The organism is Geodermatophilus sp. SYSU D01105, assembly GCF_054050095.1.
Genome location: NZ_JBJGYR010000016.1, coordinates 92715 through 106944 on the forward strand (window position 1 = coordinate 92715; position 14230 = coordinate 106944).

Genomic DNA, 14230 nt, shown 5'->3' on the forward strand with positions numbered 1-14230 from the left:
GGGCTACGTCGCTCGGCCGGCCCACCCCGGAGGGGCGGACCGGCCGAGCTGGACTGGCGGGTTCCGGGGGTTGGTGACCGACGCTACAACCCCGCGGCGGCGGTGACCGCACGGCGAGTCAGCACCTGGGCCAGGTGCTGGCGGTAGTCGGCCTGGGCGTTGAGGTCGCTGCTCGGGCTGGTGCCCTCGGCTGCGGCCCGCGCGGCGGCCGCGATGGCGTCCGGGCTGGCATCCGCGCCGGCGAGGGCGGCCTCGGCCGCCCTCGCGCGCAGCGGCGTCGGGCCCATGTTGGTCAGCCCGATGCGGGCCTCCGCGATGCGCCCGTCCTCCCGGCGGACCGCCGCGGCCACCGCCACGATCGACCAGGCCTGCGCCACCCGGTTGAACTTCTCGTAGTGCATGCCCCACTGGCCGGCCAGCTTGGGGATCCGGATCTCGACGAGCAGCTCCCCCTCCTCCAGGGCCGTGGTGAGGTAGTCGACGAAGAAGTCCGTCGCTGGCACGGTGCGCCGGCCGTTGGGGCCGGCGAGGACGAACTCGGCGTCCAGGGCCAGCGCCACGGCCGGCAGGTCCCCGGCGGGATCGGCGTGGGCCAGCGCCCCGCCGAACGTGCCCCGGGCCCGCACCTGCCGGTCGGCCACCGTCTCGGTGGCCTCGGCGATCAGCGGCGCGTACTGCTGGACGAGCGGGTCCCTGAGCACGTCGGAGTGCGTCGTCATGGCGCCGATGACGATCGCGTCGCCGTCCTCCCGGACGCCGCGCATCTCGCTGACCCGGCCGAGGTCGACGACCGTCTCCGGTGCCGCCAGGCGCAGCCGCATGACCGGGATGAGCGACTGGCCGCCGGCGAGGATCTTGACGTCCTCGCCGCCCTCGGCGATGGCCTGCAGCGCCTCGTCGACCGTCGTCGGCCGGGCGTACGCGAACGGAGCGGGGATCACCGGTCACCTCCGAGGGACGACTGCGGGGTGGAGACGCCGGCGGTGGTCTCGGTCTGCGCGCCGCCCCAGGCGACGGTGCCGGCGGTGGCGCGGTCGCCGCCGTCCCCGCCCTCGTGCAGGGCCCGCCACACGCGCTCGGGCGTCAGCGGCATGCGGATGTCGCTCACCCCCAGGTGACGGACGGCGTCGAGCGCGGCGTTGACGACCGCCGGGGTGCTGGCGATGCAGCCGGCCTCGCCGACGCCCTTGGCGCCGATCGGGTTGCCGGGGGCGGCGTGCACCGTGTTGCCGGTGTCGAAGTGCGGCAGGTCGGCCGCCGACGGCACCAGGTAGTCGACGAAGGTGCCGGTGGTGAGGTTGCCGTCGGCGTCGTAGACGGCCTCCTCGTACAGCGCCTGGGCGATGCCCTGCGCCAGCCCGCCGTGCACCTGGCCCTCGACGATGAGCGGGTTGACGATCGTGCCGACGTCGTCCACCGACGCGTACTTGCGGATCTTCACCATCCCCGTCTCGGTGTCGACCTCCATCGCGCAGATGTGCGTGCCGTGCGGGAAGGAGAAGTTCACCGGGTCGAAGGTGGCGTCCGCGTCGATCGAGGGCTCGATGTCCTCGGGGTAGTTGTGCGCGGCGAACACCGCGAGCGCGATCTCCTGGATGCCCATCGACGTGCCGGGGGTGCCGCGCACCGAGAACTTCCCGTCGGCGAACTCGAGGTCGTCCTCGCTGGCCTCCAGCAGGTGCGCCGCGACCTTGCGGGCCTTGGCGACCACCTTCTCCGCGGCCTTGACCACCGCCGTCCCACCGACGACGAGCGACCGGGAGCCGTAGGTGTCCATGCCGCGGGGGGACACCGCGGTGTCGCCGTGCAGCACCTCGACGTCCTCGAACGGCACGCCGAGCTGATCGGCGACCAGCTGGCTCCAGGCCGTCTCGTGGCCCTGCCCGTGCGGCGTGGAGCCGGTGACCACCTCGACCTTGCCGGTGGGCAGCATCCGGATCGACGCCGCCTCCCAGCCGCCCGCCCCGTAGGACAGCGACCCGAGCACCCGGGACGGCGCCAGGCCGCACATCTCGGTGAAGGTCGAGAACCCGATGCCCAGCTGCACCGGGTCGTTCGACTCCCGGCGCCGCCGCTGCTCCTCGCGCAGCTCGTCGTAGCCGATCAGCTCCAGCGCCTGCCGGGTGGCGGCGTCGTAGTCGCCGCTGTCGTACTCGAGACCGGCGACCGTGGTGAACGGGAACTCCTCGGCCTTGATCCAGTTCCGCCGGCGCAGCTCCAGCGGGTCCATGCCGAGCTCGACGGCGAGCTCGTCCATGGCCCGCTCGACGGCGAAGGTCGCCTCCGGGCGCCCGGCGCCGCGGTAGGCGTCGGTCGGCACCTTGTTGGTGAAGACGCCGTCGCACTCGAAGCGGTAGGCGGGGAACTTGTAGATGCCGGGGAACATGAAGGCACCCAGCGCCGGGACCCCAGGGGTGATCAGACGCAGGTAGGCGCCCATGTCGGCCAGGATCCGCACCCGGAGGGCCTTGAGGTTGCCCTCGCGGTCGGCGGCGATGTCCACGTACTGGATCTGGTCGCGGCCGTGGTGGGCCGCCATCAGCGACTCGCTGCGGGTCTCGGTCCACTTGACCGGCTTGCCCAGCCGCCGGGCCACCAGGAGGGCGATGACCTCCTCGGGGTTGACCTGGAGCTTGCCGCCGAAGCCGCCGCCGACGTCGGGGGCGATCACCCGGAGCTTGTGCTCGGGGATGCCGGTGACCATCGCCAGCATGACCCGCAGCACGTGCGGGATCTGGGTGGCCGACCACATCGTGAAGTTGTCGCCCTGCGGCTGGACGACCACCGAGCGCGGCTCCATGAAGGCGGGGATCAGCCGCTGGTTGACGAACCGGCGGCTGACCACGACGTCGGCGTCGGCGAAGGCCTGGTCGGTGTCGCCGCCGGTGCCGGCCTCGCCGGCGTCGAAGACGAAGTGGTAGGCGGTGTTGGACTCGATGTGGTCGTGGCAGAGGTCGGCCTCGCCCTTGACGGCCTGCTCCATGTCCAGCACGGGGGGCAGGAGGTCGTAGTCGACGTCGACCAGCTCGACGGCGTCGGCGGCGGCGGTCCTGCTCCGGGCGACGATGACCGCGACGGCCTCGCCGACGTGGTTGACCTCCTCGACCGCGAGCGAGGGGTGGCCGGGGTTGACCATGTCGGGCGTCACCGGCCAGGCGCAGGGGATGGAGCCCTGCTCCTCGGCGAAGTCGCGGCCGGTGAAGACGGCGACCACGCCGGGCGCCTGCTGCGCGGCACTGACGTCGACGTTGGTGATCTTGGCATGCGCGACCGGGCTGCGGACCACCGAGAGGTACAGCATCCCGGGCAGGACCGTGTTGTCGGTCCACGTCGTCCGGCCGGTGATCAGCCGGGCGTCCTCCTTGCGCCGGCGGGCCTTCCCGACCTCCTTGGCCGGGGCCAGGTCGGCGGCGTCCTCGGTGACCGTCATGCCTGCACCACCACGTGGTCGGCGGCGGCCGTGTCCACGACGGCCGGCCGGGTGGACGTGTCGTCCGCGGTGCGACCGCCCATCTCGGCGGCGGCCTGTCGTACGGCGCGGACGATGTTCTGGTAGCCGGTACAGCGGCAGAGGTTGCCCTCGATGCCCTCGCGCACCTCGGTCTCGCTGGGGTCCGGGTTCTCCTTGAGCAGGTCGATCGAGGCCATGATCATCCCCGGGGTGCAGAACCCGCACTGCAGGCCGTGCATCTCGTGGAAGGCCTTCTGCACCGGGTGCAGCTCACCGTCCTGCGCCACGCCCTCGATGGTCGTGACCTCGCTGCCGTCGGCCTGGACGGCGAACACGGTGCAGGACTTCACGGCCGCGCCGTCCAGGTGCACGGTGCACGCACCGCAGTTGCTGGTGTCGCACCCGACGACGGTGCCCACCTTGCCCAGCTGCTCGCGCAGGTAGTGGACGAGCAGGGTCCGCGGTTCGACGTCGTCGGCGTAGGTCACCCCGTCGACCCGCACGTTGATCTGTGTCACGGATCCTCCGCTTCGTTGCAGGGGTTCTGTGGCGTCGCCACCTGGGCCGGGAGTCTGTCAACGGGGGAGTGACTTAGGCCACGCTTACCTGCACGGTGCGAGGGGAGGGAACCGCGGCTGCGACGGATCGGCGCCATCTACACCCGCAGTTGCGGAGGTCGTACCGCTGGTCCGGGCCGGAGCCGCGCGGCGGGGCAACGTTGCAGCGGCGTTGCAGGAACGCCCGGCGGACCCCGGTGACCCGCCCGTGACCCGCGGGTAGTCAGGTGAGCCTCACCTGTTGTCCGAAGGAGTCGCTCATGACCGTCCGCACCGCCCTGCGCGGGGCCGCCCTGCTGGCCGCCGCCGTCCTCGTCACCAGCTGCAGCTCCGGGTCGTCGGACGACGAGAGCGACCCGGGAGCCGCCGCGCCGAGCGGCTCCTCCTCCGGCGCCTTCCCGGTGACCGTGCCGACCGCCTTCGGCGACGTCACCGTCGAGGAGGAGCCGGTCCGCGTGGTCGCTCTCGGCTGGTCGGACGCCGAGACGGCGCTCGCGCTCGGCGTGCAGCCGGTGGGGGCCAGCGACTGGCTGGGCTTCGGCGGCGAGGGTGTCGGGCCGTGGGCCGAGGGCCGCTACGACCAGGCCCCGGAGATCATCGAGACCCTGGAGCCCAGCCTGGAGGCGATCGCCGCGCTGGACCCCGACCTGATCCTCGACACCCGCTCGGACGCGACCCAGGAGCGCTACGACTCGCTGCGCGCGATCGCCCCGACCATCGGCCAGCCCGAGGGGGTGGGCCCGTACCAGACGACCTGGCAGCAGCAGCTGGAGATGGTCGGCGAGGCCCTCGGCCGCAGCGAGGAGGCCACGGCGCTGGCCGACGAGGTCGAGCAGCAGTTCGCCGACGCCCGGACCGCGAACCCCGGGTTCGCCGGCACCGAGGTCGCGGTGGGCGCCTACACCTCCGAGGGGTTCGGCGCCTACGTCCGCGGCGACGCCCGCGTCGACTTCATGGAGGCCCTGGGCTTCACCAACAAGCCGGCCATCCAGGACCTCGCGGGGGAGAACTTCTTCGTCTCGGTCAGCGACGAGCAACTGCAGCTGCTGGACGCCCCGCTGACCGTCGTCTTCCCGATCTTCGTCGACGCCGCGGAGATCACCGGCAACCCGCTGTGGCAGACCCTGCCGTCGGTGCAGCAGGGCCATGCCGTCGTCCTCGAGGACCAGACGCTGGTCAGCGCCTTCTCCAGCGGCTCGGCGCTGGGGATCCAGTACGCGCTGGACAACGCCGTCCCGCAGTTCGCCGAGGCGCTCGCCGGCTGACAGCCCGGGGAGCACCGCAGCGAGCGCCGGCGAGCGAGGAGCGGACCCGGGCGCGGAAGCCGGCCAGAGGGCTCGCCGGCTGACAGCCCAGGGAGCACCGCAGCGAGCGCTACCGGGCCGGTGCGGGCGCCGTCCGCACCGGCCCGGCGCGCAGCTCCCGGCGCCGGAGCACCGCGGATGCGGTCAGCGCGACCAGCCCGACGGCGGCCAGGCCGGCCCCGACGAGGGCCGGCGCGGTCCAGCCGAGACCGGCGGCGATGACCACCCCGCCGAGCCAGGCGCCGAGGGCGTTGGCGGCGTTGAGGGCGGAGTGGTTGAGCGCCGCGCCGAGCATCTGCGCCTCCCCGGCGACCTCCATCAGCCGCAGCTGGAGGCAGACGACCAGCACCGAGGCGGTCATCGCCAGCAGGAACACCGCGGTCAGGAACGACGGCGCCCACCCCGCAGCCGCCGGGACCACGGCGAGCAGCAGCCCGATCGCCACCATGGCCCCGACCAGCGAGCGGAACAGGGCGAGGTCGGCCAGCCGGCCACCCAGCGCCGTCCCGGCGACGCCGCCCACGCCGAAGGCCAGCAGCACCCACGGCACCGCACCGCGGGGCAGGCCGGTCACCTCGGTGGTGATCGGCGCGATGTAGCTGTAGACGGCGAACATGCCGCCGAAACCGACGGTCGCCACGGCCAGCGTGAGCAGCACCTGGGGACGGCGCAGCGCGGCGAGCTCGGTCGCCACGGTGGCCTCCGCCCGGCCGGGGGACGACGGCACGACGGCGAGCACGGCCAGGACCGTGACCACGGCGAGGACGCCGACCGCCCAGTAGGCCGCCCGCCACCCGAGGTGCTGGCCGAGCCAGGTGGCGGCGGGCACCCCGGCCACGTTGGCCGCGGCGAGGCCCAGCATCACCGAGCTGACCGCCCGGCCGCGCAGCTGCGGGCGCACCAGGGCGGCCGCGACCAGCGAGGCGACACCGAAGTAGGCCCCGTGCGGCAGGCCGCTGACGAACCGGGCGAGCAGCAGCGCGGACGAGCCGGACGCCAGGGCGCTGCCGACGTTGCCGAGCAGGAAGGCCGCCATGAGGCCGACCAGCAGGCCGCGGCGGGGCAGCCGGGCACCGAGGGCGGCGATCACCGGCGCGCCGACCACCACGCCCAGGGCGTAGGCGGAGATGACGTGGCCCGCGGTCGGGATGTCGACGCCCACCCCGACCGCGATGTCGGGCAGCAGTCCCATCGTGACGAACTCGGTGGTGCCGATCGCGAAGCCGCCGAGGGCCAGGGCCACGACCGCGGCGACGACCCGCCGGGTGCTCAGTGCGGGGACGTCCTCGCTGGTCACGCTCACGGAGTGGTGGCAAGCCGGCGGGAACCGACCGCATTCCCGCCGTCCCGCCCAGTGGACGAGGACGGGGGTCCTCCTTCAGTGGACGCGCAGTGGTCCTCGGGGAGCGCGGCGCAGCCGGTGCAGGTGGGCGGCGACCGCGGGCCGGCTCGGCGCCCCGGGCGGGAGCCACTCCAGGCAGGTCTGCCAGACGGCGACGTCGTCCTGGGCCTCGGGCAGCCGGCTGTAGCGCAGCACCAGCTCGGGGCGGCGGCTGGCGAGCACCGCCTGGCGCAGCTGCGCGGCCAGCCGCTGCCGGGTCGCGACGACGCCGGGCGCGGTCGAGGGCGGCAGCACCGCGCCGGCATAGCGCTCCAGGGCCGGCCCGACCGCGCCGCGGCCCAGCAGCCGGCGCACCTGGTCGAGGTCGGTCTCGAGCGGGGCCAGCAGCCGGTAGGGCCGGGACCCGACGAGGTCGGTGCCGACCAGTCGGCGCAACCGCGAGAGCTCGGCACGCACGGTCACCGCCGCGGCGTCCCCGGCGTGGCACTCGGCGGCCAGCTGCTCGGCGGTGCGCCCGCCCCCGGCGACGGCGGCCTCGGCGAGGAGCAGCAGCAGCTCGGAGTGGCGCAGCGACAGCTCGACCGGCCCGGCGGGCAGCCGCAGCCGGGCCCGCTCGCGCCCGAGGACCTCCAGCCGCGGCACCGGCACGGCGGAGGGGACGGCCCGCCGCCCCGGCACGTGTTCGCGGTGCAACCAGCGCAGCTCGGCCTCCACCGCCGCGACGGTCGCCCGGACCAGCGTGAGCACGTGCGGGCTGGCCACGTGGTCGCCCCCGGTGACGTCGATCGCGCCGAGCAGGACCCCGGTCACCGGGTGGTGGACCGGCGCCGCCGAGCAGCTCCAGTTCTGCACCGGCCGGCGGTAGTGCTCGCTGCCGTAGATCTGGACGGCGTGGTCGACGGCCAGCGCGGTGCCCGGGGCGTTGGTGCCGGCGACCTCCTCCGACCAGCGCGCGCCCTCGACGAAGTTCATCCCCTCCGCCCGGGAGCGCAGCCGCCGGTCGCCCTCCACCCACAGCATCCGGCCCGCCGCGTCGGTGACCGCGACGATCATCTGGTCGGCCTCGGCGTCCTCGACCAGCAGCCGCCGGATCACCGGGAGGACCGGCGCGAGCGGGTGGGCGGCGCGGTACTCCAGCAGGTCGTCGTCGAGGAGGTCGACGGGGGGCGCGCTGCCGTCGGGGTCCACCCCGCTGCCCAGGCAGCGCCGCCAGGAGTCCCAGACGACGACCCGCACCGAGTCGCGCACCGGCGCCCCGCCGCGGGTGACCAGCGCCTCGTGGGCGGCCCGCAGCCGCCGGGTGATCGCGGGGTCGGGGCGCCCCTCGGGCAGGGCGAGCCACGGGTTGACCGTGGTCACGACGACGTCCGCGGGCTCGGGCTCATGTCCCGCCCATCGTGGCCCCTGTCCACCGTTTCCACCAGGCAACGCCCGCCCGGCCACGACGAGGTCCCCTGGTCGTGGCACGTCCTCCCCCGCGGTGGACGGCGAGGGAGGACGTTCCCGGGTCACCGGGCGGGCGAGCCGGGCCGGCGACCGACGGCGCGGCCGGGAGCAGCGCCCTCGCGTCGCGGGCGCGCACGGCGCCGTGCCACAGACCGGCGCCGTAGGCGAGGTCCTCGAGCCGGCGGGCGGCGGCGAAGCGCAGCGGACCGACCTGCCGGCGGTGCGGCCACCAGGCGAGGACGGCGTCGGCGACCGCGGCTCCGGCGATCCAGCGGCGGCCCCGCCGGCTGACCGCCGCGGCGACCAGCGCCAGCGGCCAGTGGTGCCGGGTGACGCCGCGGGCCAGGGTGCGCCCGGCGGCGGCGCTCCCCCGCAGCACCAGGACCGCGGCGAGCCCCACCGGCGGGCGCTCCCCCGGGCGGGCCAGCCGACGGGCCAGCCGCCCGGTCGCGGCGACCAGCACGCCGGCGGCCGCGACCGCGGCGCTCCGGCGTCCGGACAGGACCAGGCCCCAGGCCAGCCCCGACCACGGCGAGAGGACCACGGGCGCGACCGCGGGACCGTGCCGGGCGGCGAGCAGCGCGGCGCCGGTCCCGTAGAACGCGCGCCGGCGCAGCCACTCCGCCGTCCCCGCGGGGTGCTCGTGGGCGACCGTCGCCGACGGCTCGTACCGCACCCGCCAGCCGGCCGCGGTCAGCCGCCAGACCAGGTCGACGTCCTCGGCCACCCGCATCGCCTCGTCGAAGCCGTCGCCGAGGGCGCACCGGCGGGCGAGCAGCGCGGCGCTGGGCACGTAGGACACCGCCGTCCCGGCCACGACCGGCGCCGGGCCCGGCCCCATGTCGAGGGCGCTGACCGCGGTCTCGTAGCGGTCCACCCAGCCGGCGCCGCGCGCGGGCAGGGCGGTGATCCGCGGCGCGACCAGCGCCAGCCGGGGGTCGGCCGTGTGGCCGGCCAGCACCCGGGCCCAGCCCGGCGGTGGCACGCAGTCGGAGTCGAGGAACGCGACGAGCTCGGTGGTCGCCGCGCGCAGCCCGGCGTTGCGGGCGGCGGCGGGCCCGCGGGAGGTGGGTTGGCGGAGCACCCGGGCGCCGCGCCGGCCGGCGGTCGCGGTCACCGCGGCGGGGTCGGCGGAGCCGTCGTCCACGACGAGCACCGGGACGGCGGCCGTGTCCGGGTCGGCCCGCAGCGCGGCCAGCAGCCGGTCCAGTTGGGCAGGGCGGTCCCGGACCGGGACGACGACGGTGAGGTCCACCGCTCCTGGCGCGGCGAGGTCCGGGTGCGCCAGGCCCGCATCCAGCAGGCGCGCGGCCAGCGCGGCGGTGGCGGGGTCGCGGACGACGAGCCGGTTCCCGCGCAGCAGGTCGCGCGCGCGGGGCAGCAGGCGCACCAGGCGCAGCGGGGAGCCCCCGAGCAGCGTCGTCCCGCCGTCCCGCCGCCGCGTGCGCGGGTCCAGCCGGACGGCGAACCCGTCGGGCAGCCGCTCCGCCGGAGCCGGGGCGACGGCCGGGCCGGCACTCATCCCTCGCCCAGGACCTCGGCCGTCGTCGTGACCTCCACCAGCGGGGCGTAGCAGCCGAAGATCCGCAGGGTGTCCTCGTGGGCCTCGTCGCTCGCGCCGGCGCAGGCGTCGGAGACCACCCGCACCCGAACCCCGGCGTCGGCCGCGGGCAGCACGGTGGAGAGGACGCAGCAGTCGGTGGCGACGCCGGCGACGGTCAGCGGCCCCTCAGCCACGAGGTCCGCGAGCTCGGGGACCCACTTGCCGAAGGTGGGGGCGTCGACGACGGGACGGCCGCCGGGGTCCTCGGAGAGCTGGAACAGCGGGATCGCGTGCTCCTGGCGGAAGTAGTCGTAGGTCGCGTAGTAGTCGGCCCAGGCGCCCACCGGCTGCTCGGGCACGACGAAGCGGGTGAACACGGCGCGGTCGCCGAAGGCCTCGGCCAGCGACCGGACGCGCGGGCGGATCTCGTCGAAGCGCGGCGTCGTCCACGGCGAGGTGGGGTCGCGGAAGACCTCCTGGTAGTCGACGACGACCAGCCAGCCGGACGGGGACCCCATGCCGCGGACCATAACCCCCGGTCAGGAACGCAACCGGCCGGTGGGGTCGACGTCCCAGGCCTGGACGGCTCCGGCCAGCCGCCCGGCCATGTCGGCGAGCAGGTGCGCCCCCTCGTCCGCCGACGCGCCGGCCGGGTCGCCGAGCACGCCCGTGGGGCTGACCGCCCGCACGCCCTCGGCCCGCAGCCGCGGCAGCAGCTGCCCGATCGGCGTCGTCTCCCCGGGGGCGCGGTCGGCGCCCACCTGCTCTGGTTCCACGTGCAACACCAGCGACGTCTCGGTGCGGCCGGCGTGCGCGTCGGCGCCCGGGACGCTGCACGCGAACCAGGCGACGTCGCGCCCCTCGGTGCGCAGCAGCGCGATCGCCGTCCGCAGCGCGTCGAGGTTGCCCCCGTGGCCGTTGACCAGGACCAGCCGGCCCACCCACCGGCAGGCGGAGCGGCCGTACTCGACGAGCAGCCCGGTCAGGGCCTCGGTCCCGATCGAGATGGTCCCGGGGAAGTCCTCGTGCTCCCCGCTCGCGCCGTAGGCCAGCGCCGGGGCGAGCAGCACGCCGTCCAGGGCGTCGACGGCCGCCTCGGCGACCGCGCAGGCCACCGTGGTGTCGGTGCCCAGCGGCAGGTGGTGGCCGTGCTGCTCGACCGCGCCCAGGGGGACGAGGAGGAGGGGGCGCTCCGGCAGCTCGGGCCAGGCCGCTCCGGCGAGGGACGTCACCGGGGCAGCCTAGGGACCCGTCCCGTCGGGCGAGGGCGGCGAGCCGGTGCGCACGGCCCGGACGACGTCGTCGATGGCGCCGACGGAGAGGCGAGCACCCTCAGCCTCGTCGAGCAGGCCGACGTGCGTCGCGTCCACGAACCGGTGGCTGCTGCTGCGGGACAGTGCCGCCATCCGATCGTGCGCGGCGGTGAAGCCCGGCGCGTGGGGTGAGCCGGTCGTGGTGAGGACGACCAACGGCCTGGTGCCGAGGGTGGTCAGCGCCTGAGCCTGGGTGAACACCGCCGGCATGGCGACGTACTCGTCCCGCTGGTTCCGCCAGCCGCGGGGGCTGGCGGCGAACGCCTGCACCTGCGCCGCGGCCGGCTCCGGAAGGCCGGACCACGCCGAGGTCGGCAGCAGGCGCCCGAGGCCCAGCCGGGCCAGGCTGGGCAGCAGCGCGAACTCGGCCGGAGCGCCGGCGTCGACCGAGCCGTGACCGGCCGTGGACCGGTAGGCGTCGGAGGGATCCAGCAGCGCCATCCCGGCGACCTGCTCGGGGTACTGCGCGGCGTAGGCCATCGCGTACGAACCACCGGTCGAGTGCCCCACGAGCACGTAGGGCCCGTCCTCGCCGGCGCGGTCGAGCAGGGTGCGCAGGTCCGCGGCGGCCTGCAGGCCGTCCTGCGGGTCCGGCGCGTCGTCGCTCCAGCCCTGGCCGGCGCGGTCGTAGGCGCACACGCGGGTGGTGCGGCCGACCTCCGGTGCGATGCGGGCCCAGTTCGCCGACATCTCGCCGAGCCCGCTCTGCAGCACGACGGTGGGGCTGCCCGAGCCGGTGCAGTCCAGGTGCAGCCGCCGTCCGCCGACGTCGTGGGACTGCCCGGGCATGGCCAGGCTGCGCTGGTCGGTGACGCGTGCGACGGTCTCGACCACCCCGCCGACGGCGGCGAGGACCATGGCCAGCACGACCACGTACAGCACCCACCGCCCGCTCCCGGCGGCCAGCGAGCGACGCACGCGGGCCGCCGTCCACACGGCGAGCACGAGCAGGAGCGGAGGCCAGCACCACCCGGCGGCGGTCAGCCCGCGGTCGCCGGGCGCGAGGACCAGCAGGCCCAGGCCGGTGGCGGCCATCCCGGCAGCGGGGACCAGTGCCCATCGCTGCGGCTGGCTGGTCAGCCGAGCGGACAGCACCGCCAGCACCAGCCAGCCGGAGGCGAAGCCCAGCAGCGCCGACCCGGTGACGACGTGCTCGCGGGCTCCGCCGACGACGACGAGGGTCAGCACGCCGGCGCCGGCCGCCCCCGCCACCAGCGAGCCCACGACGATCCGGCGGATCGGACCGGTGCGGGGCCGGGCCCCGGTGCCGTCGGGGGCGGGGGGTCGTCGGGCGGGGCCCGCGGCGGCTGTGGTGACCGACCGCTTCGTCATCGGCACGGCGCGCATCGTGGCACGCCGACGGGCGTCACTCCGCCGTCTTGAAGACCCGCGCGGCGACGGTCACCAGGCTCAGGGTGATGACGGCGACGGTCAGCAGCTGCACCCCGACCGGCACCTCCCAGCCGAACCAGGTGATCACCGGCAGGAGCCGCTCGCGCTCCTCGCCGGTGAGCGCGAGGTGCTCCAGCGTCAGGTGCCGCATCGGCTGGACCACGTAGGTGAGCGGGTTGAGCCGGGTGAGGACGGCGAGCCAGTCCGGCAGCCCGGACACGGGGAACAGCGCCCCGGACAGGAACATCATCGGCATGATCAGCAGCTGGCTGACCGGCATCGCCGTCTGGATGGTCTTGATGCGGGTGGAGAGCAGCACGCCGAGCGCGGTCAGCAGCAGCGACCCGAGGAACAGGCAGCCGACCAGCGCCAGCAGCAGGGGCGGCGAGTAGGGGATGCCGACCGTCCCGACCAGGGCGAGCAGCACCAGGCTCTGCACGGTGGCGACGACGGCGCCGCCGAGGCACTTGCCCCAGATGATCGACCCGCGCGAGATCGGGGCGACCATCATCTCGCGGAGGAAGCCGAACTCCCGGTCCCAGACCAGGGAGATCCCGGCGAACGCGGCGGTGAACAGCACCGACGTGGCCAGGACGCCGGGGAAGAGGAAGGCCTGGAAGCTGGTGCCGCCGCCGGTGTCCACGATGCTCGACAGGCCGGTGCCCATCACGAAGATGAACAGCAGCGGCTGCAGCAGCATGGTGAGCATGCGGGCCTTGTCCTGCCGGAGCCGCAGCAGCTCGCGGCGCATGACCACCCAGACGGCGCGCAGCTCGTGCGCCAGGTCGCTGCGGACCTCGGGCAGCCGGTCGCGTGCCGGGGCGGGCGGGACGGCGGTGTCGCGGGTCGTCATCTGTCAGCGCCTCCCGGCGAAGGGGAACGCCGGCGCGCCGGGCCCCTCGGAGTCTCGGATCGTGCGGCCGGTGTAGGTCAGGAAGACGTCGTCGAGGCTGGGCCGGGTGACGGTGACCGAGCGGATGCCGACGCCGAGCTCGGTGAACAGCCGCGGCACCACCTGCGCGCCCTCGGCGACGGCGAGGGTCACCTGGCCCTCGTGGACGCCGGCCTCGACGCCCAGCCGCTCCCGGACCCGGGCGATCGCCAGCTCGTCGTCGTCGGTGCGCAGCGCGATCCGGTCGGTGCCCACGCTCGACTTGAGCGCCTCGGGGGTGTCCTCCACGACGATGTCGCCGTGGTCCATGATCGCGATCCGGTCGCAGTGCTCGGCCTCGTCCATGTAGTGCGTGGTCACGAAGACGGTGATCTCCGTCGTCCGGCGCAGGTCGTGCAGGTACGCCCAGATCGCGGCGCGGGTCTGCGGGTCCAGCCCGATGGTGGGCTCGTCGAGGAACAGCACCTGCGGGGCGTGGACCAGGCCGCGGGCGATCTCCAGGCGGCGCTTCATCCCGCCGGAGAAGCGCTGCACGGTGTCCGACCGGCGGTCGGCGAGCGCCACCATCTCCAGCACCTCGTCGATGCGGCGGTCGGCCTCGGCCCGGGAGAGCCCGTACAGCTCGGCGTGGAAGCGCAGGTTCTGCTCGGCGGTGAGCTGCAGGTCCAGGGTCTGCTGCTGGAACACCAGCCCGATCCGCCGGCGCACCTGGTCGCGCTCGGAGACGACGTCGTACCCGGCCACCCGGGCGGTGCCGGACGTGGGGTTGCGGATGGTGCAGAGCATCTCGATGGTCGTGGACTTCCCCGCGCCGTTGGGCCCCAGGAAGCCGTAGGTCTGCCCGGCCTCGACCCGCAGGTCGATGCCCTTGACCGCCTCCACCGTGGTGTCACCGGTCTTGTAGGTCTTCGTCAGGCCGGTCACCTCGATGGCCGGCCCTCTAACGGCGTTAGACACGGCGGCCACCGTCCTCTCACACCGTTAGGCTGT

The 14230-nt window shown here is 75.1% G+C and carries 12 protein-coding genes; 1 reads left to right on the forward strand and 11 read right to left on the reverse strand.

Features of this window, described 5'->3' with window-relative positions:
• Positions 1-83 precede the first annotated feature (83 nt).
• Genes ACI79I_RS16280 through ACI79I_RS16290 form a run of 3 tightly spaced genes read right to left on the reverse strand, consistent with a single transcriptional unit; the run spans position 84 to position 3969 of the window.
• The gene (locus tag ACI79I_RS16280; protein ID WP_456993358.1) at positions 84-941 is read right to left on the reverse strand and encodes an FAD binding domain-containing protein; all 858 of its coding nucleotides are present in this window, start codon (positions 939-941) and stop codon (positions 84-86) included.
• Positions 938-3430: a xanthine dehydrogenase family protein molybdopterin-binding subunit gene (locus ACI79I_RS16285; protein ID WP_456993359.1), complete on the reverse strand. Its 2493-nt coding sequence runs from the start codon at positions 3428-3430 to the stop codon at positions 938-940. The genes ACI79I_RS16280 and ACI79I_RS16285 overlap by 4 nt, the downstream gene beginning before the upstream one ends.
• Positions 3427-3969 (reverse strand): (2Fe-2S)-binding protein, encoded by a 543-nt coding sequence (locus ACI79I_RS16290; protein ID WP_456993360.1) that lies wholly within the window; start codon positions 3967-3969, stop codon positions 3427-3429. The genes ACI79I_RS16285 and ACI79I_RS16290 overlap by 4 nt, the downstream gene beginning before the upstream one ends.
• A gap of 299 nt (positions 3970-4268) precedes the next feature.
• Between ACI79I_RS16290 and ACI79I_RS16295 the strand changes: the two genes are divergently transcribed.
• A complete protein-coding gene (locus ACI79I_RS16295) occupies positions 4269-5273 on the forward strand; it encodes an iron-siderophore ABC transporter substrate-binding protein (protein WP_456993361.1) in 1005 nt (334 codons plus the stop codon).
• A gap of 109 nt (positions 5274-5382) precedes the next feature.
• Here ACI79I_RS16295 and ACI79I_RS16300 read toward each other — a convergent pair whose 3' ends face one another.
• The 8 genes from ACI79I_RS16300 to ACI79I_RS16335 form a co-directional block, all read right to left on the reverse strand.
• The gene (locus ACI79I_RS16300) at positions 5383-6615 is read right to left on the reverse strand and encodes an MFS transporter (protein WP_456993362.1); all 1233 of its coding nucleotides are present in this window, start codon (positions 6613-6615) and stop codon (positions 5383-5385) included.
• Positions 6616-6690: 75 nt separating this feature from the next.
• Positions 6691-8013 carry a GAF domain-containing protein gene (locus ACI79I_RS16305; protein WP_456993363.1) on the reverse strand — a complete coding sequence of 441 codons (1323 nt, stop codon included), beginning with the start codon at positions 8011-8013 and terminating at the stop codon, positions 6691-6693.
• A 22-nt stretch (positions 8014-8035) separates the two neighbouring features.
• Positions 8036-9622: a mycofactocin biosynthesis glycosyltransferase MftF gene (gene mftF, locus ACI79I_RS16310; RefSeq protein WP_456993364.1), complete on the reverse strand. Its 1587-nt coding sequence runs from the start codon at positions 9620-9622 to the stop codon at positions 8036-8038.
• Positions 9619-10161 (reverse strand): cysteine hydrolase family protein, encoded by a 543-nt coding sequence (locus ACI79I_RS16315; RefSeq protein WP_456993366.1) that lies wholly within the window; start codon positions 10159-10161, stop codon positions 9619-9621. Before ACI79I_RS16315 ends, mftF begins: the two co-directional genes overlap by 4 nt.
• Before the next feature lie 21 nt (positions 10162-10182).
• Positions 10183-10875: a mycofactocin biosynthesis peptidyl-dipeptidase MftE gene (gene mftE / locus ACI79I_RS16320; RefSeq protein ID WP_456993367.1), complete on the reverse strand. Its 693-nt coding sequence runs from the start codon at positions 10873-10875 to the stop codon at positions 10183-10185.
• A 9-nt stretch (positions 10876-10884) separates the two neighbouring features.
• Positions 10885-12288 (reverse strand): alpha/beta fold hydrolase, encoded by a 1404-nt coding sequence (locus tag ACI79I_RS16325; RefSeq protein WP_456993403.1) that lies wholly within the window; start codon positions 12286-12288, stop codon positions 10885-10887.
• Positions 12289-12322: 34 nt separating this feature from the next.
• The gene (locus ACI79I_RS16330; protein WP_456993368.1) at positions 12323-13201 is read right to left on the reverse strand and encodes an ABC transporter permease; all 879 of its coding nucleotides are present in this window, start codon (positions 13199-13201) and stop codon (positions 12323-12325) included.
• A 3-nt stretch (positions 13202-13204) separates the two neighbouring features.
• Positions 13205-14197, reverse strand: coding sequence for an ATP-binding cassette domain-containing protein (locus ACI79I_RS16335; RefSeq protein ID WP_456993370.1), 993 nt, complete (start codon positions 14195-14197; stop codon positions 13205-13207).
• Between the last annotated feature and the right edge of the window lie 33 nt (positions 14198-14230).